This is a genomic window from Aurantiacibacter sediminis, assembly GCF_016019885.1.
In the GTDB taxonomy this organism is placed as follows: domain Bacteria; phylum Pseudomonadota; class Alphaproteobacteria; order Sphingomonadales; family Sphingomonadaceae; genus Alteraurantiacibacter; species Alteraurantiacibacter sediminis.
This window is the reverse complement of sequence record NZ_JAEANY010000001.1, coordinates 620306-641820: the sequence shown is the minus strand read 5'-3', so window position 1 is coordinate 641820 and position 21515 is coordinate 620306. Positions and strand designations below refer to the sequence as shown.

Below are 21515 nucleotides of genomic sequence, written 5' to 3'. Positions count from 1 at the left end.
AAGCGGAGCGCGTCTAGCGAGGACGAAGCCGCGGAGGCGGCTTCGCAAACTCAATCAGTGTTTACTATCTCGCGTACTCTCCACCATCCCATCGGTGATGAAGCCGATCGGTTTGACTTCCAGCGCCCGCTTTTTCAGTTCGCCTTTCATCTTCTTGTATTCGGCTTCCATCTTGGCGGTCACAGTCGGGCGGCTGTCTTTCATTGCCGCTTCAAAATCGTCTTTGGTTACCGTATCGGGCACGCCGTCGCTTCGGCGAATGGCGATCAGGCCCGCACGGCGCGTCACGTCTTCCAGATCGGCGCCGGTGAAGCGCTCCGCCTTCTTGGCAATCGCGGCGAGATCGACATCGTCTGCAAGCGGCATGTTCTTCGTGTGGATTTTGAGAATGTGCTCGCGGCCCGGAGCATCGGGAGCGCCGACATAGACCAGCTCGTCAAAGCGCCCGGGGCGAAGCAATGCCGGATCGACAAGGACCGGGCGGTTGGTCGCGCCGATGACGACAATGGAGGATAGCTCCTCCATGCCGTCCATCTCCGCAAGGATCGTGTTCACGACACGCGCCGTCACCTGCGGCTCGCCTGCGCCCGATCCACGGGCGGGAACGAGGCTGTCGATCTCGTCGATGAAGATCACGCATGGCGCCACCGCGCGGGCGCGGGCGAACATTTTCGCGATCTGCTGCTCGCTCTCGCCATACCATTTGGAAAGAAGGTCCGAACTCTTGATCGAAATGAAATTGGCTTCCGCCTCTTTCGCGACAGCTTTGGCGAGCAAGGTCTTGCCGGTTCCCGGAGGGCCATAAAGCAGGAAGCCCTTGGCTGGTCGAATGCCAATCTTCTCGAATGCTGTGGGGTTCTTCAGAGGCAGCTCTACCCCTTCCTTCAGCTTGTCGATTGCGTCATCGAGGCCGCCGAGATCTTTCCACCCGACGGTGGGTGCCTGCACCATGACTTCGCGCATGGCAGACGGCTGCACGCGCTTCAGCGCCTCACGAAAGTCTTCCTTTTCGACGCATAATTCATCGAGCACATCGGCGGGAATTTCCTGCGCGTCGAGATCGATACGCGGCATCATCCGTCGAACGGCTTCAATCGCCGCCTCGCGCGTCAAGGCGGCGAGATCCGCGCCGACGAATCCGTGCGTGGAACGCGCTAATTCAGCCAAATTGACGCCCTCGCCCAGAGGCATTCCGCGCGTATGAATGGCGAGGATTTCGCGGCGGCCGCTGTCATCGGGCACGCCAACCACGATCTCGCGATCGAAACGACCGGGGCGGCGCAGCGCCTCGTCAATCGCATCGGGCCGGTTGGTCGCGGCGATCACCACCAGATTGGTGCGCGCTTGCAATCCGTCCATCAGCGTTAGGAGCTGCGCGACAAGACGCTTTTCCGCCTCACCCTGCGTGCGCTCGCGCTTGGGCGTGATCGAATCGATCTCATCGATGAAGATGATCGCGGGCTGGCTCTTCTCCGCCTCTTCAAAGACTTCGCGCAGGCGCTTTTCGGATTCGCCATAGGCGCTGCCCATGATCTCCGGCCCGTTGATGGTGAAAAATTCTGCATCGGATTCGTTTGCCACTGCCTGCGCCAGACGTGTCTTGCCGGTTCCGGGCGGGCCATGCAGAAGCACGCCCTTAGGCGGATCGACACCGAGGCGGGTAAACAGTTCGGGATAGCGCAGCGGCAGTTCCACCATCTCGCGCAGCGCCTTGATGGTATCTTCCATCCCGCCGACATCGTCATAGTTGATCATGCCGCGGGCATCGCGCGGTTCTTCGAATTCGGCGCGCAGCTCGACTTCGGTATTCTCGTCGATATGGACGATGCCCTTGGGGCTGGTGGAGATCACCTGCAGGCGGATTTGCGTCAGCGCATAGGCGGGCGCGTTGAACATGCGGCGCACTTCGGGCGGCACATTCTGCACCGGCTGCTGCCCATGCGTCGCGACCAGATCGCCAGCGGTCACGGGCTTGCGGAAGAAAACACGCTTCAGCGCTTCGGTCGGCCCCTGCAGGCGCATTTCCTTACGCGCGGGAGCGAAGACAACACGGGTGGCGGGCTTGCTGTCTGCACGGCGCACCACAACGTGTTCGCCAGAGGATGTTTCGGCATTGCCGCGCTGCAAGCCATCCAAGCGGATGACATCAAGCGCTTCGTCTTCATCATAAGCCGGGGCGGCAATCGCGACCGTGGCACGCTTGCCTTCGATTTCGACCACATCGCCTTCGGTGATGCCCAGCGCCTGAAAGGCGCTGCGTGGCATGCGGACGACGCCGCGTCCCGATTCTTCCTGCCGCGCCGCTGCGACTTGCAGCCTTACCGTATTCTCTTCGACTATAGCTGCGTCTTCCTGCGCCATTCAGTGCGGACCTTCTTGCCGTTTGCATGTGAGTGGAGACCTAGGAAGCCCCCTTCCAGATTACAAACTGGCTTGGCGCACATTGGTGCCAGAAAAGAAAAAGGCCCGGTCGTTGCCGACCGGGCCATGGAAGTTTTGGGAGAGGATGCCTGAAAGGCAGGGAGACATATGCAAGCGGGACCGTGATTTCGCAAGTGCGAAAAGGTCATCGCGTGTTGCATCGCATGCAACACATGCTTTTCACGCTGTAATTGCTTAATAAATTAGCTCGCACGAGGATTGGAGAGAACTACAAACACGTATTTAAATCGAAAGTTGAACGATTTTTCATGTTGCAACGCACCATCGCGCACTCGCGGGGTGACACAGACAGCATCACCCTCTATTCCCGCGCCATATAGCTGGATTTCGACAAAAGGATCGTTCGCATGCAGAAGCTCTTCCCCGATGCCGCCGCCGCTCTTGATGGATTGCTGCGCGATGACATGCTGATCGCCGCTGGCGGATTTGGCCTGTGCGGTATTCCGGAACGTCTGCTCGGCGCGATCCAGGATAGCGGGGTCAAGAACCTCACTTTCGCCAGCAACAATGCCGGTATCGACAATGAAGGCATCGGCAAGCTGCTGCGCACCAAGCAGGTCAGCAAGATGATAAGCTCCTATGTCGGCGAGAACAAAGAGTTCGAGCGGCAATATCTGGCAGGCGAGCTGGAAGTCGAATTCTGCCCGCAAGGTACTCTTGCCGAGCGCATGCGCGCTGGCGGTGCTGGCATCCCCGGATTCTACACCAAGACGGGCGTCGGCACGCAGGTGGCCGAGGGTAAGGAAATGAAGCAGTTCGATACCGGCGATGGCCCGGAGGACTACATCCTTGAAAAGGGCATCTTTGCCGACCTATCGATTGTAAAAGCGTGGAAGGCGGATGAGACGGGCAACCTGATGTTCCGCAAGACGGCGCGCAATTTCAACCAGCCCGCCGCCACTTGCGGCAAGGTCTGCGTCGTCGAAGTCGAGGAAGTGGTGAAAGCGGGCGAGCTCGATCCCGACAGCATTCACCTGCCCGGTGTCTTCGTGCAGCGCATGATCATCGGCGCACCCTACGACAAGAAGATCGAATTCACCACGACCCGGGAACGCGAGGCCGCCTAAGCCTTGTCCGCCGCCCGCGCCCTCCTATTGCTTGTTGCCGCTTTCAGCCTGCAGGGCTGCCTTCTGGCTGCAGCTGCCATTCCCTTGGCGGCTGGCGGGGCGATTGCGGGGAATGCGGTTTTCGGAGAACGCACCGCGCAAGCGATTGCGGTAGGCACCGATATCGACCCCGATACGATTGGCGAACGAAGCTTCGGGGAATATGCGCTGCTGCCCACCGGCGTGCTGCCTGCGCCGACGATGTCCACATCCCTCAGCGGGAGTTTCGCGGCTTTGGGAAGCTTCGTCAGCGGCGGCATGGAGCAATTGGCTGCGAGTGCCGCGGAGCCCGATGCGGAAGCTGCACCACGATCCGCCTTGCTCGAAGATCCGACTTCCCTGACGCCCAGTCGCGCGCCATGCGAAGCATCTGTGCCGGCTGTCCTCATCGACCTTGATCCTGCCGAAAGCGTCCTGCCGTTGGGAAATGGCGCGGTGACGGATCCATCGCTTGTGGCAGTAGTGGAAGGCTTCCGCCGCGAAGGCATCGCCATCGCCTGGATTACGGATCGTGAGCCTACCGATGCGGGCATCATCCGAGGACTACTGCAGCAGGCACGCCTCGATCCCACCGGCCGCGACCCCCTTTTTGTCCAGCGCTACCCGGGAGAGACGAAGCAGGAGCGCCGCCAGGCGCTGCTGGAAACACATTGCGTGCTTGCCATTGCCGGAGATGAGCGCGCCGATTTCGACGACCTTTACACCTACATTCGCGACCCATCCCTTGCCGCCGGGCTTGAGCCCATGATCGGCCAAGGCTGGTTCTTGATTCCCACTCCCATCGACTGAAGGAAACCTTTTATGCCCCACGATGCCCAAGGATGGACCCGTGATGAAATGGCCGCCCGCGCTGCGCAGGAGCTGGAAGACGGTTATTATGTAAACCTTGGAATCGGCATCCCGACGCTGGTTGCGAACCACATCCCGGAAGGCATGCAGGTCACGCTGCAGAGCGAGAACGGCATGCTCGGCATCGGCCCCTTTCCCTATCCGGACGAGGTGGATGCGGACCTGATCAATGCCGGTAAGCAAACCATCAGCGAACTGCCGCACAGCGCCTATTTCGACAGCGCAACCAGCTTTTCCATGATCCGCGGCGGACATATCGACCTGACCGTGCTGGGTGCGATGGAAGTCGCCGAGAATGGCGATATCGCCAACTGGATGATCCCGGGCAAAATGGTGAAGGGCATGGGCGGCGCGATGGATCTGGTCGCGGGCGTGAAGAAAATCATCGTGGTGATGGAGCACACCAGCAAGCATGGTGACCCCAAATTCATCCCCGAATGCACCCTGCCGCTGACCGGCACCAATGTGGTCGACATGATCATTACCGACATGTGTGTTTTCCATCGCAAAGACCATGACAGCCCCTTCCGCCTGATCGAGCTTGCTCCCGGCGTGACGGCTGAGGACGTGGCGGAGAAAACGACCGCGGCTTACGAGGTTGCGCTTTAATTGAGCGCCTACACCCTCATCACCGCCAATCGTAATTACTCCAGCTGGAGTCTGCGACCCTGGCTGCTGATGAAGGCGCTCGGCATCGCCTTCGAGGATCGGATCGAGCCGTTCACGGAGGCGGTGAACTACAAAGCCTTCCGCGCTTTTTCGCCCACCGGACAGGTGCCCGTGCTGATGGATGGCGTGCGGACCGTGTGGGATTCGCTCGGCATCGTCCTTTACCTTGCTGAGAGGCACGAGGGGGTCTGGCCCGAAGGCGAGGACGCTCGCGCATTCGCCATGTGCGCAGTCACGGAAATGCATGGAGGCTTCTCCGCGCTGCGCAACCAGTGCCCCATGAATGTCGGCGTGCGCGTCAAAATGGCGCCTCACGATTCCGCGCTCGCCAGAGATGTCGCCCGGCTGACTGAGCTCTTCGGAGAAGGTCTCGACCGGTTCGGCGGCCCATGGCTGGCCGGACCCGATTTCACCGCCATGGACGCTTTCTACGCCCCCGTCGCCTTCCGCATCCGCACCCATGGGCTGGACGTGGGCGGTGCGCAAACTTGGGTCGATGCGATCCTCGCTCACCCCGCCATGCAGCAATGGGAAACAGAAGCCCTCGCCGAAAGCTGGCGCGAGCCCAGCCATGAAACCGAAGTCGGCGCGAGCGGTGAGATTATCGAAGATTTCCGGACGGGTTAGACCAGCACCATGATGGTGTTGCCGAAGGAATGCATGAGCACAGGCAGCAGCAGGCTGCCGGTCCGCATCCGCACCCAGATTGCGAGCAGCGATGGAACGGCGGTCAGCGCGAAATAAATCGGATCGAATGCAACCGATCCGTCGGAATAGCTGAATGCATGCGCCAGCCCGAAGGCGATACAGGCAATTAGCGCACCCCAGCTCCAATCGATGCCCAGCCATCGCACCCTGCCACAAAACGCCTCGTACAGGGCGAGCAGGAGTATGCCTCGGTAAAACGGTTCTTCCTCAAAGCTGGGCATGGTGAGTTGGAAAGCTATGGTTTCCGCTGACGCTTCCTGATTTGGGAATACCAGCGCGAGGGCGAGGAAGAACAGGCCGTATAGGATGGCGACCGGCAAAGCGGTTCGCATGCTGCCCGGCGCTTGTGCGAGCGTCAGGCCCGATCGTTTCCAGCCGAATGCGGGATGCGCTGCGATGGCAAGCGTTGCGAGAAGCGCGAGTGTTTTGCCCTGCCAATTCCAGTCCAGGCCCGGCGCGACGCGCGGCAGGATGCCGTAGAGATTGGTCAGCAGCGCATCATTTGTGAAGATGAGCCCGCCTGCGGCCAGCAGCCAACCGAAACGAAAATTCCGCCTGTCGAGCAAACCCAATATTAGGCCCGCGCCCAACAGAATGCCAATGATCGCAGCGATCGAGATCAGCTTGTCGTCCATCGACGCGCCCCTTGTCAGCAACCGAGGATATTAATGCCTTTCTCGCTGAATGGCGTATGACTTACCGCCCAGCTTCGCTCGATTTCAACCAACCTACCATCCGCTTCCATGTCGGCTTGCCGTCATTGAGCAAGCTTGCGCGGAAGAGGCGACCGAGCAGGCGAAGTTCAATCCAGACGAAGATGACCATCAGCACCATCGTGCCGATTATCTCCCATGTCGCAACGCCCGTCCCCAGCCGCGCCAGCATCGCAAACGGCGTATAGATCGGGATCCATGACAGCACCTTCACCACGAGCTGGTCCGGCCCGCTGATCGCGGCCTGCATCACAATCAGGACCGGGATCATGATGAGCAGGATCACCGGGGTGAGATAGCTCTGCGCGTCCTGCATGCTCTCGCTGACCGCGCCAATCGCAAGGAACATCATGGCGAGCACGATGTAGCCGGTGACGAAGTAGAACAGCATGGCAAAGATCAGCAGCGGATCGTCCAACGCTTCCAGCGAAGGCCGCAGCACATCGGCGGCGAAGCCTTCGAAATAGAGCGCACCGATCATCCCCGTGCCAGCCCAAACAATAATGATCATGAAGCCTACCGCGCCAAGCCCCAGCAGCTTGCCCTGCATGAGGGCATCGGGCTTGATACAGGCGAGCACGCTTTCGACGAGCTTGTTGGAGCGCTCTTCTACAACGCCCTGCAACATCAGCGAACCGGTTGTGACCGCAGTGATCAACAGGAGGTAGACAAGGGCGATCGGCACCACCGAACGGGTAGCGACAACACTGCGGCCTGCACCGGGCGGCGGCTCGATTACGGAGACCGGCGCCTGCAATCCCTGGATGGCGAGTGCCGTATCCGGCGCGATGCCCTGCGCGGCAAAAGCACCATCTTGCAGGCTTCCGGAAAGCTCTTCGCGGATGACGCGGATCAACCCGGTGTTCGATCGGCCGTTGGTGAATATCCGCGCCTCGGCGCCCGGTTCACCGAAGTTTGCAGGGATTTGCAATACCGCGCCAAAAGGCAGCTCGCGATCCTCTACATCGACATCGCCTTCCAGCGCCGCGATCAGCTTTTCGTCCGGCTCCTCACCTGCGTCAGGCAATGTCAAATCATCGGGAAAGGCAATTTGTTCGTAGGAGCGGTCATCGGGCTCGAATTCGGGTACGCCTTCCTCGCGGAACGGCTCCAGCGCAGCGATGGCGGCCTCGGATCCGCCCATATCGGCGAAGCGCTCGACTTCGGCAGGGAACAGCCAGCTCTGGCGGCTTGCCCAAGGCGCATCGGGGACCGCATCCTGCAATTCCCAGCGCTCGACATATTCGGCGAGATCGCGCAGCTCGCTTGCCTGATAATCGTATTCGAGCCGCGCGGTGATACGATCTTCATACAGGCCGGTCTCATCGACCACGCTGTAAGCGACCGAGCGTTCGGGCGCGAGCTGGTTGCTGGCGAAGCCCGAAACGGCAAGCGCCACCGGTACTGCAGCGATCATGAACCAGAAGCCTTTCGTGCCGAGGACCTGGCGAATTTCGCGCATGGCGACAAGCATGACTTCTCTCATCGCTCGATCTCCTCATTGGCACCGACGAAGTGGATGAACACCTCATGCAGGCTAGGTGTTTGCACATCGAAGCTGCGCAGGCCGAAACCGTTCGTGGTGCAATGTTCCAGCAGCTGCTCGGGCGTGACCCCGGAATTGAGCCGCACATCGTATTTGATCCAGCCATCCTCGGCCGTGCCGATGGCTTCGGCGCTTTCGACGCCGGGCAAAGCATCAGGGGCAGTCCGGCTCGCCAGTTCGAGGCGCGCAGGCAGAGCAGCGCGCGCTTCATCCTGCGTGCCGTCGAACGCCTTCTTGCCGCGCGCCAGCATCAGGAGCCTGTCGCACAGCCGCTCGGCATGTTGCATGACATGGGTTGAGAAGATCACCGTCGCGCCATCCTTAGCGGCATCGGCGATAAGGTCTTCGAGCATTTTCTGGTTCACCGGATCAAGACCGGAGAAAGGCTCGTCCAGCATCAGCAGCTTCGGCGAATTCACCAGCGCGGTTGCCACTTGCACCTTTTGCGCCATGCCCTTGGAAAGTTTCTCGACCGGGGATTTGGCCCAGTCGGCCAGCTCCAGCCGTTCGAGCAGCGCCATGGCAGATTGCTTGGCAGGGCCAGCTTCCATCCGCTTCAGCCGCGCGAAATAGACGATCGTGTCGAGCACGCTCATTTTTTTATAGAGCCCGCGCTCTTCGGGGAGAAAGCCAATATCGCTCGCGCTTTCTCGGCTGGGCGGATTGCCCAGCACATCGATCCGGCCACCGGTGGGCGTCAGGATATCGAGTGCCATGCGCAGCGAAGTTGTTTTACCCGCGCCATTGCCGCCGAGGAAGCCGAATATCGTCCCCTCAGGCACGGCGAAACTCAGATGATCGACGGCGGTAAAATCGCCGAATTGCTTTGTGACCCCGTCAAAGGCCATCGCGGCTGCGGACATAGTGTGGTTGCTCCCCGGAAGGTCGACTGCGATCTGATGGCAAGAAGGTTTAATGGTCAAGCCTCAACCGAAGATTTCAGCAAGTTAGCTGGCGGGGGTCGGTTGCTCTGGTCGGGCGGGCTTGGGGATGGTGAAGGACTAGTCCAGGCGCTGCTGCAAATGTTCGCCCAGCGCGAAAGGCCGTGCCGGATAATCGAGGCGCCACACCGGATCGAGCGTATCGAGCATGTCTGCCTCGATCGCGCCGTAAACGTAGAACACGTTGCGCCGCCACATGCCGATACCCTGCCGATCGATGGCGCGCAGCGACGTGGCGAGGCCTCCGCGCCGCTCTGTGAAAGCGTCAACATAGCGTGGATCGTCCTGCGCCATGCGCTGCGCCAATGCCAATTCGGTCCAGCGGGCAACCCCTTCCTGCCCTGCCTGAAACTCGTAATACAGCCAGTCCTCGTGGCCGATCTGCGCTTCCGCTGCGTGCCGCGCTGCAAGGTAATCGACAATCGCGGCGCGTCGCGCCGCCTGGTCGGTGGCTGCCAGATAGGTGTGCGCCGCAGCCGCCATGGGCGCGAAGGCTTCGGCTGTTGCAGCTTCGGCATAAGGAAAGGGATAGGTGAGCATCCATCCGGCATCGCCGGCATCGGCAGGAGCCAGGCGCGACGTGACTTCCATTACTGCTGCGTTGTAGCCCGGCATACGGTCCTGCCAGCTGTGGAACAGTTCGTGCGCAAGCGTCAGCTGCCAATCGATCCCGTCCGCACCCAGCGCGTCAGGAAGACCGATGGAGGCGACCAGCACGTCGCCGATCTCCGACGGTGCCGCAATATCCGCTGGAGTCTGCACGGGCCGCGTCTGGCGGCTGCACCCGGTCACGGGTTCCGTCCCGACCGCCACGAAGCCTTGTTGCTGCGGCGCGCAGAGAAGATATTCGGCCTCTTTGGCGACGAGGAGCACCGCCCGATCATCTTCGGCCCAGCCGGGCCACAGCGCCTCTCCATGCACTGCGACCATTGTGCGTGCCGCGTGGGTATCGACCATAGGTAAGGTTGGCGCATTCAGCGTAGTGGCACAGGCCGCCAGCAGCGCGCTTGCCGAAAGCAGCAGAGAGATGCGGGGCGACATCACTGCAGGTGACCTCCTAGAAACCAAGCCGTGGGATAGCGCGCCAGTCGAAACGCACCAAACGAAAAGCTTGACCCCCTCGTGCATTCCTGTATTTCTGAAATTACAGAAATTGAGAAATGAGCGAGCGAGTCGCGTTTGATGACCAAGGTAATCGATATTCCCGAAGCCCGCGCCTTCATCCTCCACTGGGGGGAAATGGGCAGCCATTGGGGCGTCAATCGGTCGGTAAGCCAAGTACATGCACTGCTCTATCTCAGCGAAGAGCCGATGCATGCCGAGGAGATCTGCGAGACGCTGGGCCTCGCGCGCAGCAATGTTTCGACCGCGCTCAAGGAATTACAGGGATATGGCATAGTCACCCGCACCCATATCATCGGTGACAGGCGCGACCACTTCGCTGCCGAAACCGATTTATGGGACATGCTGATGAAAATCGTGATCGAGCGCAAGAAGCGTGAGATCGATCCGACCATCCAGACTCTCAGCGACCTCACCGACCAGATGGCCGCGCGCGATGACGTGCCTGCATATGTGCGCGAGCGCATTGGCCGGATGCATGATTTCATGGGCACGCTGTCAGGCTGGTACGAAGATGTCCGCCGCCTGCCCAAATCCACGCTGGTCGCGCTGATGAAAATGGGCGGCAAAGTCGCCCGCTTCATCCCCGTCCGCAACCAGACGAAGCACTAAGGCCTCTTCGCAGGAGCAAGCCATGCAGACCACGCCACCACCTCCTCACACCCCTGCATTTCAGAAATTACCGAAAGGACAGGATTTGCCGTCGCACCTCAAGGCGTTTTGTGCGGCAGTGGCTGCCGGGACGATGGGAGGTGGCGGGCCATGGCTCTTGCTCTCAATCCCACTGGCGATTGATCGTCTTGGAACCATCGGTCTGCTGGATGCGATAAGAGTGATGCTTGCCCCGTTGCTTTTTGGAGCACCCTTTGCGTTGCTCGGCATGCTGACAGTCGGGCTGGGCGCAACCCGAGTACTGCATCACATCTCTCGTGAAAGCATCCTGTCCTATCTGGCAGTTGGCGCGATCGGAGGCGCGATTATCGCTCTGCTGTTCGTGCTCATTCTGAGCGGCGAACTCACCGAATACCCTCTTTTTGCGATTTTCAGCGTGCTGGGCGGCGCAGGTGCGAGCCTCACATGGGGGCGACATCGCATGCGGCTCAAGAGGGTGCGCGAAGAAGTGAAAGACGCGCCCGCCAACCCCATCCACGACCTGTTGTTCTGAACCCCCGACCAACCAACCCCAAGCGGACTAACCAAGGAGAAGTCCCATGATCGAAGCCAGCTATTTCGCCTATCTCATCATCGCCATTGCCATGACCGGTTGGGTGGCGCGTACGCTCAGCGTCAATGGCGAGGTGTTCCTGGTCGATTGCTTCGGCCACGATGAAGTGCTGGCGCGCAGCACCAATCACCTGCTTGTCGTCGGCTTCTACCTCGTCAATATCGGCTTCATCCTGCTGACCATCAGCCTTGGCAGCGAGCCGACCACCTATGCCGAGGCAATTCGCTTCGTCGCCACCAAGGTCGGCCTCGCCGTGCTGGTGCTCGGCTGCTGGCACTTCTTCAACATGCGCGCGATTGCCCTATACGGCCGCAAGGTCGGCCGCTGGGTGCGCGAACAAAAGGGTGATCTCGCCCTCGCGGATTGAGGCTCATTCCTCGATAGCCCACCCCCACCCCCTCCCGCTTGCGGGAGGGGAGCGAGACTTGGCCCATCCCGGACATGTTCCGGGGTGGGCTTAGTCGCAGCGGGGTGGGCTGACTTAAAAAACGCCAGAGCGCCTTCCGCTCAGCTACATTACTGCTAGACCAGCTCCCATGAAAACCCGCCGCAATTCGCCTTCGCTCGCGCTGGGCATCCTCGCTGCGATTGCGACTGTCGGGTTTATCGATCGCATTGTGGTCAATGTGCTGGTCGAGCCGATCAAGCAGGAATTCGGCCTTAGCGATACGCAAGTCTCCATGCTGACATGGGCTTTTGCGGCGCTGAACGTGCTGGGCGGATTTGTGACCGCGCGCTTTGCCGAGCGAGTGAGGCGGCTCACTTTGATCGCAGGCGGGGTCACCATCTGGTCGCTATTCACCGCTGCTTGCGGGCTGGCTGGGACTTGGATGCAATTGCTCACAGCGCGCATGGGTGTGGGCCTTGGCGAAGCCATCGGATTGCCGCCCAACCAGTCGGTGATCTCCGATTATTTTCCCGCGAACAAGCGCGGTCTCGCAATCTCGATACTGTTGCTTTCTCCGCCACTGGGTGCCTTCATCGGCTTTGTCGGCGGCGGCTATGTCGCGCAGAATTTCGGCTGGGAAGCGACCTTCCTTGTCGCGGCTATTCCGGGCTTTGTGCTGGGACTGGTAGCCTATGTGTTCGTGGGCGAACCCAAGCGTGGGCAATTCGACGCAGAGCAAGGCGATGACGTGCCGCCGATCAGCGCCTTTATCGAGCGGATCTGGTCTCTGCCGAGCGCGCGTTACCTGATCCTCGGCAGCTTCATCGCGGCCGCGCTCAGCTACGCACTCAACTTCTTCTTCGCATCGCTGCTGGTGCGCAAATTCGGCATGGGTCTGGCCGAGGCGGGCCTTTACACCGGCGTGCTGGCGAGCCTCCCCGCCGCGCTCTCCATTGTCGGCGCAGGCTGGCTGGGGGATCGGCTGGGGGAGCGCAATCCTGCGGCATATGCGCTGATACCCGGCGTCGGCTTGGCGATCGGCGGGCCGCTGGGCGCGTTCGGCATCATGCAAGGTGATTTGACGCTCCTGCTGGTGTGCGTTGGCGGGTCGATTTTCTTCACCCTCAGCTATCTCGGCATCACTTTCGCGACCATTCAGAACCTGATGCACCCGCGCATGCGTGCCACTGCCTCGGCTACGCTCAATGGCATTTACACGCTCGCCGGCGGCGTCGGACCGACGCTGATCGGCTTGCTGAGCGACAATCTCAGCCGGGAATATGGAGCAGGCCAGGGCCTCGCCATTGCGATGGCGATTGGCGGGGCGTTCTATCTGCTGGCAGCCCTGTTCTACTTTCTCGCCGCGCGGCATTTGCGCAGCGATATGGCGCGTGTCAGCGGCGCAAGGGCAGCAGCCTGAGGCCTGCGAGGCAGCGCCACACCCACTCCGCTGGACCCTGCCGAAAACACGCGAGCCAGAGCGGCGACCAAATCAGCATCAGCGCGATGGGAATGAGGCCGATCAGCAACGCCTCACCGCGCGAGACTTGCGCAAACAGTCCCATCCCCCAGCCCGCGAAAATGGCCGCGAGGATCACGCTGGTAGCGAGATAATTCGTCAGCGCCATTCGCCCTACCGCGGCGAGCCGTCGGGTCAGCCCCCCACCGCCCGCGAAAATCGCCATGCCCAGCGCCGCCCAGCCGACGCCCAGCAACAGGTCGAGAGGCGCGCTCCACACCAGCGCGTTGGCTGTCGTGAAGATAGGATCAAAGCCGGAGCGAAGTGTCCATACCGACAGCGCGACAAGCGGAGGCAGCGCCAGCAGACCGCACCAACGCGCGAGCCGCATCAGCCTCGCCCGCTCCCAATGCCCGGCAAGCAGGCCATTTTTCCAGAACGCCATCCCAACAAGCATTGCCGCGAGGGCTGACGGGAGCGATGCCGCAATAAAGGTCACCTGCTGCGGCAGAGTGTCCAGCCGCATTGCGATACGGTCCGTCAGGGAGCCGCTATTTCGCGCGATCGCCTCCTCAACCACCTGCGGATTGAAGCCGTAAAGCGCCTCTGCCTGTTCCTGCGGGGCGGGATCGACCAGCGCGCCGCTCGCCCTTTCCAGCGCATAGGCCACCCAATCCCATGCATACCAGCCGGAAACCGCGAGCTGCGCAAGCATCAGCAAACCAGCCGCCACCAGCAAAGTCCGCGCCCGCCAGCACACTACAATCGGCAATAGCAGCCCTGCCACGGCATAGACGCGCAGCACATCATTGTTCGCCAGCAGCACCGCATGAACTATCGCGATGGCGAACAGCACCATCATGCGGGCATAGTGATCGCGCAGCGGGTGGTCGCTCGCCTTGCCAAGCAGGATGGCAACGCCAGCACCGAACATCATCGCGAAAAGCGCGCGAAACTTGTCCTCGATCAGAACGAAGCTGACCGCCCAGATCGCGCTTTCCAGCAGGTCATGCCCTCCAAAAGCGCGCGGGTTGAAATAGGCAGCGGGCGGCATCGCAAAAGCGATGACATTCATCGGCACGATGCCGATCACCGCCAGCCCGCGCAGCGCGTCGAGCGCCTCGATCCGCTTTCTCGCAGGAGCGGCGGTGAGCGAAGTGTCTTGCGTGCTCACCGCCCGTCTCGTGTCAGGTCAGGCCAAAGCCGCCTTGAGGTCGTCCACCAGATCGGTGCGTTCCCATGGGAAGGCATCGCCTTCTGCCGAACGGCCGAAGTGACCGTAAGCCGCGCTCTGGCGATAGATCGGCTTGTTGAGGCCGAGGTGCGTGCGGATGCCGCGCGGGGTCAGGTCTCCCAGCTTGGCAATGGAGCGGATCGCATCTTCGATCTTGTCATCGGACACCGTGCCCGTGCCATGCGTGTCGACATAAAGCGACAGCGGCCGGGACACGCCAATGGCGTAGGCAAGCTGAATCGTGCACTTGGTGGCAAGGCCAGCGGCAACGATATTCTTGGCGAGATAGCGGGTGATATAGGCCGCGCTGCGGTCCACCTTGGTCGGGTCCTTGCCCGAAAACGCGCCGCCGCCGTGCGGGCTCGCACCGCCATAGGTGTCGACGATGATCTTGCGACCAGTCAGGCCGGCATCGCCATCGGGGCCGCCGATTTCGAAGCTGCCTGTTGGGTTGATGTGCCACACGGTGTTGTCGGTGATGAAACCATCAGGAAGGATATTGCGAACCACGCCCTTCACGTAAGAATGCAGTTCGGCTTCCTTCTCGCCCTCGTCGTATCCCGGCGCATGCTGGGTGGAGACGACAACAGCCGTGCATTCCACCGGCTTGCCTTTTTCGTAGCGTAGCGTGACCTGGCTCTTGCTGTCCGGCTCCAGGAAGGGCGCGGTGCCGTTCTTACGGTCGGTCGCCATCTGATGCAGGATCTTGTGGCTGTAATCGAGCGTCGCCGGCATCAGGTCAGGCGTCTCGTCACAGGCAAAGCCGAACATGATGCCCTGGTCGCCCGCGCCTTCATCCTTGTTGCCGCTGGAATCGACACCCTGCGCGATATGCGCGCTCTGCCCGTGAAGGTGGTTCTCGAAAGTCAGCGTTTCCCAGTGGAAGCCATCCTGCTCGTAACCGATCTCTTTCACCGTCATGCGGGCAATTTGTTCGATCTCTTCCTTTGCGCCCGGTGCCCAATAATCGTTGTGCTTCCACTCTTCGCGTCCCTTTTCATAAACGCCCTTGCAGCGGATTTCACCGGCCAGCACGACCCGCTGCGTCGCAGTGAGAGTTTCGCAGGCCACGCGGGCCTCCGGGTCTTTCGCCAGCATCATATCGACAATGGCATCGGAGATCTGGTCGGAAACCTTGTCCGGATGGCCTTCGGAGACGCTTTCGGACGTAAACAGGTAGGATTGGCGCATGTTGGAGATTGCCTTCTCATTAAATCGAATAGGATATTCAGCCGGCGGCTCTAACTGGCTCTCCGCCCTCTTGCAACGATACCGAGGCCGAGGAGCAAGATTGCCCATAAAATCGGGAGTATATTGCCCATTAGGGCAAACAGTGTGGGGCTGGCGGGAGGCGGGATTACCGCGTCGATCCGGTCTTCTTCGCTCGGCCTGAGATAGGCGCGCACCACGCCGCGCGGATCGATCACGGCGCTATAGCCATTATTCGTCGCGCGCAGCACGGGCAGCCCCTCCTCAATCGCGCGCATGCGTGACTGAGCGAGGAATTGCGGCGGACCGTTGGAGCCAAACCAGCCTTCGCTCGACGGGTTGTAAATGTAATCGGGACGCGCATCGCGGTCGACGACTTGCCCTGAGAAGATGATCTCAAAGCATATCTGCGGGCTGACGCTTCCGAACTCTTGCAGGTCGAGCGTCTGCGCACCCGGCCCAGGCCAGAAATCGATAGAGCCGGCCACAAGGCGGCTCAGCCCAATCGGCTCCAGCCATCCGCGCATGGGGAGATATTCGCCATAGGGCACCAGATGCGCCTTGGCATATCCGGCAAGGATTTCACCTTCGGGCGACAGCGCAGTTACGGCGTTGCGAGCACCAAGCGCGCGCACATAGCCCGTTTCATCCTCTCCGATTTCCAGATCGATCGCGCCGGTGAGGAGTACGCTGTTTTCGCCCACCGTGGCGCCAATTCGGCGGCGCGCGAATTCGGGACTGCCGAGCGCGGTGGTCGCATCGTAATAGCGCTGCGGATAGCCGGGACGCAGGTAGTCCGCCATGCCGCTTTCGGGCCAGAGGACCACGCGCGGACCGGATGGTTGATCGGCTGCGCGTGCGGAAAGCCCAGCGAGCTCTAGGAAATTGGCTTCGTAGCGGCGCGGATCGGAGATGTCTGGCTGCGCAATCTGTGGCTGCACGATAGTGACAACCTGGGTGCCTTCGCGCGTCGTGGTGGCAGGCCAGTACATGCCTGCGGCCAGCAGAACGCTCACCAGCACGGCAACGCGCCAGCGCCTTTCTGCCGCCAGCAGCACGAGCGCCGTGCCCAGCAGCACCCCGATCCCCGATAGCGCATAGGTGCCCATGATCGGCGAAAGCGCGGCGAGCCCCGGCCGGTCGAACGGGCCAAGCAGCGCCATCGCAAAGGGGTTCCACGGATAGCCTGTAAAGACCCAACTGCGTAGCCATTCGGCAATGATCCACGCACCTGACAGCACCAGCGCGAAGCTCCAGCCCGGCCCACTCCGGACGACAAGCCGCGCGGCAAGGCCAGCGAGCGCGGGATAGAGGCCGAGGTAGATCGCCAGCAGCGGCACCGCCAGCCAGCCGAGAAAAGCGGGCATTTCCGATTGATAGGTGAATGCAGTCGCGATCCAGTTATTGCCGTAGGTGAAATGCGCCCAGCCAAACAGCCAGCCGATCCAGAGCGCCTGCTTCCAGCTTGCACTGCGCGCAATCATTACGGCGAACAGACCCATCGCGATGAGCGCGACCGGCCACAGTCCGAGCGGCGCAAACCCCGTCGCAGCGAGGAGACCAAGGCCGATCGACCACGCCCATGCCCGGCGCGGCATCGCGTCGATTATCGGGTAGCGCCGGTGAGAAGCCTGTGCAGCAGGAGCCGTCATGCCTGAGCTTTCCTGCTCCCTACCCGCCAGACTTCCGCGTGGTTAGCCTACGGCCTCGAGCGCTTCTTCGCCGTCATCCTTCGGCTTGCGGCGCGGCTTCAGGCCCCTGCGAGCTTTCGGAGCGTCATCGCCAGCGGCATCATCGTCACCGCGCGCGATAGCGGGCGGCAGCACGCCGGGATCGAGATTGCTCTCGCCAGCGCCTTCATCCTTTTTCTTGCGCGGCTGGCGCGGTTTGCGCTCTTTCTTCGGCTTCTCATCATCGCGGTTTAAGGGATTGTCATCCTCCCCCTGATCGCCGCTTTCGCCTTCCTGACCGCTGTCCTGATCGGCATCACCTTTGCGCGGGCGCGTGTTTTTCCGGCCGCGGGGCTTCCTGTCATTCTGGCGATCGTCATCATCATCAGAGGAATTATCCTGCCCCTGATCGTTCTGACGTTCGGCAGCTTTCTTCGCCTGCGCCTCTTCCTTCTGTGCCTTGCTGTCAGCAATGACGCGGAAGTAGTGATCGGCGAACTGCAGGTAATATTCGGTCTGCACCCGGTCGTCATTCAGCTGCGCTTCCTGCGCCAGCTTCTTGTACTTGTCGAGCAGCTGCGGGGCATTGCCACGCGCGCGGCTGTCGATCCGGTTGTTCTGCATGGGATTGCCGCCGCCACGATTGTTGTTGCGACCACCACCACCACGACGACGATTGTTATTGCGATTACTATTCAAAGGAACTTCGCTTCCTTGTTGCGATCCCCGGCCACCTGGCCTGGCGGATTTGCGCTTTTGCGCAAGGCACCCAAACGGGTGCGTGTTAGCCCTTCATCTGCATAGTTCTGTGGCGGCTCATCCGCTCCAGCCAACAAATGTCGGAGTTGAGGCGGAAAGCAATCGAACTGCTTTTCCGTCCTGATTCGAGAGTTAACTAGTCGATTCGCCTTTGCCAAGCCTTAATCGCAAGATCACCGCACGATCACGCCCGCCCAGATCCAGGCGGACTTGTGCGGAAAAGCCATTATTGTTCGATATTTCAGATACTTGTCCTGTCTGAGACGCGCCGATTTCGAGCACAGCGACGCCATTTTCTGTCAACAGATCGGGGAGTTGCGGTATCAATATCCGGTAATCATCGAGTCCATCTGCTCCAGCAAACAGCGCTTCGGCAGGCTCAAAATTGCGCACATTGGGCGCGAGATCGGCATCGGTCTCGACATAGGGCGGATTGGCGATGATGAGGTCGAAGCGGCCCAGCCCGTCGGCCCATCCCGCTTGCGTCCAGTCGCCTGAGCGGATTTCGGCGCGGTGAGCAACGCCAAGCTGATCGGCGTTGCGCACGGCAATTGCGCGAGCAGGCTGCGAGCGTTCGATCCCTATACCCTGCGCCTCGGGCAGCTCGGCCAGAAGCGTAAGCAGCAACGCGCCGGAGCCTGTGCCAAGGTCGAGCACGCGCCGCGCTTCTGGTGCTGCGCTCAGCGCCGCGTCGACGACACTCTCGCTGTCAGCGCGCGGGATCAGGACATCGGGAGTGACACGAAACGGTCGCCCGTAAAACTCCTGTTCGCCGATGATGTAAGCGACCGGCTCGTGCTGCATGCGGCGATCGAGATGCTCCGCGAACGCAGCAGGCGCGGCTGTGTCCTGATGCCGCAGCAACAGGTCCGAACGCGAACAGCCAAGCGCATGCGCCATCAGCAATTCGGCATCCAGACGCGGGGTGTCGGACGTCTCGGCGAGGCGCGCGGCGGCCTCTCTTATTGCTTGGGACACTAACAATACCGCTCACCCTGAGCTTGTCGAAGGGTCGTCCTTCACTTCCGGGACTGCGCTAGAAGATAAAGCGATGCTTCGACAAGCTCAGCATGAGCGGAATCCTTCAGTCCGCCAGCGCAGCAAGCCGCTTGGCCTCGTCTTCGGCGATCAGAGCATCGGTCAGCTCACCCAGACCAGGGCCGGCGAGCACTTCATCGAGCTTGTGCAGCGTTAGTCCGATCCGGTGATCGGTCACCCGACCTTGCGGGAAATTGTATGTCCGAATGCGTTCGGAACGGTCGCCCGAGCCGACCATCGCCTTGCGCGCCTCTGCCTCTGCTCCGTGGGCTTCCTCGCGGCGCTTTTCATAGAGCCGCGCGCGAAGCACTTTCATCGCCTTGTCGCGGTTCTTGTGCTGGCTGCGCTCGTCCTGCATCGCGACCACGATGCCGGTGGGCACGTGGGTGATGCGCACGGCTGAGTCGGTCGTGTTCACATGCTGACCGCCTGCACCGCTGGAACGGTAGATGTCGATCCGCAGATCGTTGTCGTCGATCGAGACATCGACCTCGGTCGGCTCCGGCAACACCGCAACGGTCGCCGCGCTGGTGTGGATGCGACCGCCGCTCTCGGTGACGGGCACGCGCTGCACGCGGTGGACGCCGCTCTCGAACTTCATCTTGGCGAACACGCCCTGCCCGGTAACGTTCGCCACGATTTCCTTGAACCCGCCAACTTCGGCTGCGTTCATGCTGACCGGCTCGACCTTCCAGCCGTTCTCCGCCGCGTAACGTTCATACATGCGGAAAAGATCGCCCGCGAACAGCGCCGCTTCGTCCCCGCCCGTGCCCGCGCGGATTTCCAACATGGCAGGGCGCTGGTCGGCGCTATCCTTGGGCAGCATGGCGATGGACAGTGCGCGCTCGGCCTGCGGAAGCGCCTTTTTGAGCGTTTCCAGCTCTTCTTCCGCCATGGCTTTCATTTCCGGATCGGCGAGCATTTCGGTGAGCCCCGCGATCTCCTCGCGCATGGCCTGCACTTCGGCAGCCGACTTCGCCACCGGCTCCAGCTCGGCATAATCGCGCGAAGCCTGGACGAATTCCTCGCCTTCCAACTGCCCAGACGCCATCCGCGCCTCGAGCTCGGCGAAGCGATTGGCGATCTGGCGAAGACGTTCGGCAGGGATGGTCATGCGTCGAGATCGAGAGAGCGCAATGTCGCGGCGAGGCTTTCGAGATCGGGAGAACCCTCATCATAGCGCACGCGCCTTTCACCGTCGCTCATGGCGATGATCACGCGGCTGCCGACTTTTACGGCCTTGTCGAAACGCTTCTTCTTTCCGCCCGAGGCGATGAACTCAGCGGACAGGCCAGCATCGCGAATGGCGCTGACGGCGGATTGACCTTGCGAAACCATTTCATCGTCTTCCACTACGACGACGACATCAGTCTGGCTTTCTTGATGGTCACCCACCAGCATAGCCAGCCGCTCGATCCCCGCAGCCCAACCCACAGCAGGCGTCGGTGCGCCGCCGAGGCTTTCCATCAGCCCGTCATAGCGACCGCCGCCCAAGATCGTGCTCTGGCTGCCCAGCGCATCGGCGGCAGCCGAGCCTTCGTCCGGGATGAACTCGAACGCCGTGTGACGATAATAATCGAGGCCGCGCACGAGGCTTTCGGCGCGCTTCCATTTGACACCTGCCGCATCGAGCCCGCTCGTCACCGCGTCAAAGAAAGCCTTGGCCTCGGCGGACAGGAAGGCGTCAATCTTGGGAGCATCGGCGACAAACTTCTGATCGCGGCGATCCTTGCTGTCCAGGATCCGCAGCGGGTTCTTTTCCAGCCGCTCCTGCGAATCTTCGGAAAGCTCACCCTTCACCGCGCTGAAATACTCCACCAGCGCCGCGCGCCATGCTTCGCGGCTGTCGCCATCGCCCAACGTGTTGAGGTGCAGCGTCACGCCCTCGATGCCCAGTTCGCGGATCACCTGGTCGGCCATTGCCAGCAGTTCGACATCGGCCTGCGGCTCTGCGGCGCCAATGATCTCGGCGTCGATCTGGTGAAACTGGCGATAGCGGCCCTTCTGCGGGCGCTCGTAGCGGAACAGCGGGCCGTGCGTTGCGACTTTGAGCGGCGCATGTTGCTGCCAGCCATTGGTGAGGAAAGCGCGCGCGATCCCGGCCGTGAACTCGGGCCGCAGGGTCAAAGAGTCCCCGCCGCGATCCTCGAACGAATACATTTCCTTGGAGACAACATCGGTCGTCTCACCAATCGCGCGGCTGAAAACCTCGGTCTTCTCGAAAACCGGCATTTCCACGCGGCGGAAGCGGTAGAGCTTGCGCACGCGCTCGAATGTTTCGACGACGAAAGCGAATGCCTCCGCCTCGGGTCCGAAAATATCCTGCGTTCCGCGGATCGCCTGCGGTGTGTTGCCTTTTGCCATGACCGCTGCCCTTACCCACCTTCGTCTAATTCGCAAATCCCTCTCGCCAAACCATAAGCTATCGGCTAGGCGC

General features: G+C 61.3%; 20 protein-coding genes. 8 read left to right on the top strand and 12 right to left on the bottom strand.

Features of this window, described 5'->3' with window-relative positions; genetic code table 11:
• Positions 1–54: 54 nt before the first annotated feature.
• Positions 55–2361, bottom strand: a complete 2307-nt coding sequence (locus tag I5L03_RS03385) for a CDC48 family AAA ATPase (protein WP_197920268.1) — start codon at positions 2359–2361, stop codon at positions 55–57.
• A 428-nt stretch (positions 2362–2789) separates the two neighbouring features.
• On the opposite strand from I5L03_RS03385, the gene I5L03_RS03380 reads away from it, so the two are divergent.
• Genes I5L03_RS03380 through I5L03_RS03365 form a run of 4 tightly spaced genes read left to right on the top strand, consistent with a single transcriptional unit; the run spans position 2790 to position 5693 of the window.
• The gene (locus I5L03_RS03380; protein ID WP_197920267.1) at positions 2790–3509 is read left to right on the top strand and encodes a CoA transferase subunit A; all 720 of its coding nucleotides are present in this window, start codon (positions 2790–2792) and stop codon (positions 3507–3509) included.
• Between the two features lie 3 nt (positions 3510–3512).
• Positions 3513–4337, top strand: coding sequence for a hypothetical protein (locus tag I5L03_RS03375; RefSeq protein WP_197920266.1), 825 nt, complete (start codon positions 3513–3515; stop codon positions 4335–4337).
• A gap of 12 nt (positions 4338–4349) precedes the next feature.
• Positions 4350–5006, top strand: a complete 657-nt coding sequence (locus tag I5L03_RS03370; protein ID WP_197920265.1) for a CoA transferase subunit B — start codon at positions 4350–4352, stop codon at positions 5004–5006.
• Positions 5007–5693 (top strand): glutathione S-transferase family protein, encoded by a 687-nt coding sequence (locus tag I5L03_RS03365; protein ID WP_234035003.1) that lies wholly within the window; start codon positions 5007–5009, stop codon positions 5691–5693.
• On the opposite strand, the gene I5L03_RS03360 is transcribed toward I5L03_RS03365, so the two are convergent.
• The 4 genes from I5L03_RS03360 to I5L03_RS03345 form a co-directional block, all read right to left on the bottom strand.
• On the bottom strand, positions 5690–6409 hold the full coding sequence (locus I5L03_RS03360) for a CPBP family intramembrane glutamic endopeptidase, BDIM_20840 family (RefSeq protein ID WP_197920264.1): 720 nt from the start codon (positions 6407–6409) through the stop codon (positions 5690–5692). The two genes, I5L03_RS03365 and I5L03_RS03360, sit on opposite strands and share 4 nt — an antisense overlap.
• 61 nt (positions 6410–6470) lie before the next feature.
• Positions 6471–7973, bottom strand: coding sequence for an ABC transporter permease (locus I5L03_RS03355; RefSeq protein WP_197920263.1), 1503 nt, complete (start codon positions 7971–7973; stop codon positions 6471–6473).
• Complete coding sequence (locus tag I5L03_RS03350; protein WP_197920262.1) at positions 7970–8896, bottom strand: ABC transporter ATP-binding protein; 927 nt, start codon at positions 8894–8896, stop codon at positions 7970–7972. The genes I5L03_RS03355 and I5L03_RS03350 overlap by 4 nt, the downstream gene beginning before the upstream one ends.
• 138 nt (positions 8897–9034) lie before the next feature.
• Positions 9035–10018, bottom strand: a complete 984-nt coding sequence (locus I5L03_RS03345; protein ID WP_197920261.1) for a hypothetical protein — start codon at positions 10016–10018, stop codon at positions 9035–9037.
• Positions 10019–10156: 138 nt separating this feature from the next.
• Here I5L03_RS03345 and I5L03_RS03340 point away from each other — a divergent pair, with 138 nt between their 5' ends.
• From I5L03_RS03340 to I5L03_RS03325, 4 genes are all read left to right on the top strand, one after another.
• On the top strand, positions 10157–10708 hold the full coding sequence (locus I5L03_RS03340) for a GbsR/MarR family transcriptional regulator (protein ID WP_197920260.1): 552 nt from the start codon (positions 10157–10159) through the stop codon (positions 10706–10708).
• 85 nt (positions 10709–10793) lie between these two features.
• A complete protein-coding gene (locus tag I5L03_RS03335) occupies positions 10794–11261 on the top strand; it encodes a hypothetical protein (RefSeq protein ID WP_197920259.1) in 468 nt (155 codons plus the stop codon).
• Between the two features lie 46 nt (positions 11262–11307).
• Entirely contained in the window at positions 11308–11688 is a 381-nt protein-coding gene (locus I5L03_RS03330) for a hypothetical protein (protein ID WP_197920258.1), read from the top strand.
• 169 nt (positions 11689–11857) lie between these two features.
• Positions 11858–13129, top strand: coding sequence for a spinster family MFS transporter (locus I5L03_RS03325; protein WP_197920257.1), 1272 nt, complete (start codon positions 11858–11860; stop codon positions 13127–13129).
• Here I5L03_RS03325 and I5L03_RS03320 read toward each other — a convergent pair.
• From I5L03_RS03320 to hisS, 7 genes are all read right to left on the bottom strand, one after another.
• Entirely contained in the window at positions 13104–14342 is a 1239-nt protein-coding gene (locus I5L03_RS03320) for a DUF418 domain-containing protein (RefSeq protein WP_325100059.1), read from the bottom strand. The genes I5L03_RS03325 and I5L03_RS03320 overlap by 26 nt on opposite strands.
• An 18-nt stretch (positions 14343–14360) precedes the next feature.
• Entirely contained in the window at positions 14361–15593 is a 1233-nt protein-coding gene (gene metK / locus I5L03_RS03315; RefSeq protein ID WP_197920256.1) for a methionine adenosyltransferase, read from the bottom strand.
• Positions 15594–15643: 50 nt separating this feature from the next.
• Positions 15644–17263: an apolipoprotein N-acyltransferase gene (gene lnt, locus I5L03_RS03310; protein ID WP_234035002.1), complete on the bottom strand. Its 1620-nt coding sequence runs from the start codon at positions 17261–17263 to the stop codon at positions 15644–15646.
• Positions 17264–17305: 42 nt separating this feature from the next.
• Positions 17306–17980 (bottom strand): DUF4167 domain-containing protein, encoded by a 675-nt coding sequence (locus I5L03_RS03305; protein WP_197920255.1) that lies wholly within the window; start codon positions 17978–17980, stop codon positions 17306–17308.
• 192 nt (positions 17981–18172) lie between these two features.
• Entirely contained in the window at positions 18173–19024 is an 852-nt protein-coding gene (gene prmC / locus I5L03_RS03300; protein WP_197920254.1) for a peptide chain release factor N(5)-glutamine methyltransferase, read from the bottom strand.
• Between the two features lie 100 nt (positions 19025–19124).
• Positions 19125–20192, bottom strand: a complete 1068-nt coding sequence (prfA, locus tag I5L03_RS03295; RefSeq protein WP_197920253.1) for a peptide chain release factor 1 — start codon at positions 20190–20192, stop codon at positions 19125–19127.
• Positions 20189–21442 carry a histidine--tRNA ligase gene (gene hisS / locus I5L03_RS03290; protein ID WP_197920252.1) on the bottom strand — a complete coding sequence of 418 codons (1254 nt, stop codon included), beginning with the start codon at positions 21440–21442 and terminating at the stop codon, positions 20189–20191. The genes prfA and hisS overlap by 4 nt, the downstream gene beginning before the upstream one ends.
• Between the last annotated feature and the right edge of the window lie 73 nt (positions 21443–21515).

Excerpts from the sequence above, each read along its gene's own strand:
- I5L03_RS03370 (WP_197920265.1), top strand. The coding sequence starts at position 4,350 with ATGCCCCACGATGCCCAAGGATGGACCCGTGATGAAATGGCCGCCCGC.
- I5L03_RS03325 (WP_197920257.1), top strand. The coding sequence starts at position 11,858 with ATGAAAACCCGCCGCAATTCGCCTTCGCTCGCGCTGGGCATCCTCGCT.
- metK (WP_197920256.1), bottom strand. The coding sequence starts at position 15,593 with ATGCGCCAATCCTACCTGTTTACGTCCGAAAGCGTCTCCGAAGGCCAT.
- I5L03_RS03330 (WP_197920258.1), top strand. The coding sequence starts at position 11,308 with ATGATCGAAGCCAGCTATTTCGCCTATCTCATCATCGCCATTGCCATG.
- lnt (WP_234035002.1), bottom strand. The coding sequence starts at position 17,263 with ATGACGGCTCCTGCTGCACAGGCTTCTCACCGGCGCTACCCGATAATC.
- prfA (WP_197920253.1), bottom strand. The coding sequence starts at position 20,192 with ATGACCATCCCTGCCGAACGTCTTCGCCAGATCGCCAATCGCTTCGCC.
- hisS (WP_197920252.1), bottom strand. The coding sequence starts at position 21,442 with ATGGCAAAAGGCAACACACCGCAGGCGATCCGCGGAACGCAGGATATT.
- I5L03_RS03350 (WP_197920262.1), bottom strand. The coding sequence starts at position 8,896 with ATGTCCGCAGCCGCGATGGCCTTTGACGGGGTCACAAAGCAATTCGGC.
- I5L03_RS03340 (WP_197920260.1), top strand. The coding sequence starts at position 10,157 with ATGACCAAGGTAATCGATATTCCCGAAGCCCGCGCCTTCATCCTCCAC.
- I5L03_RS03385 (WP_197920268.1), bottom strand. The coding sequence starts at position 2,361 with ATGGCGCAGGAAGACGCAGCTATAGTCGAAGAGAATACGGTAAGGCTG.
- I5L03_RS03380 (WP_197920267.1), top strand. The coding sequence starts at position 2,790 with ATGCAGAAGCTCTTCCCCGATGCCGCCGCCGCTCTTGATGGATTGCTG.
- I5L03_RS03360 (WP_197920264.1), bottom strand. The coding sequence starts at position 6,409 with ATGGACGACAAGCTGATCTCGATCGCTGCGATCATTGGCATTCTGTTG.
- I5L03_RS03355 (WP_197920263.1), bottom strand. The coding sequence starts at position 7,973 with ATGAGAGAAGTCATGCTTGTCGCCATGCGCGAAATTCGCCAGGTCCTC.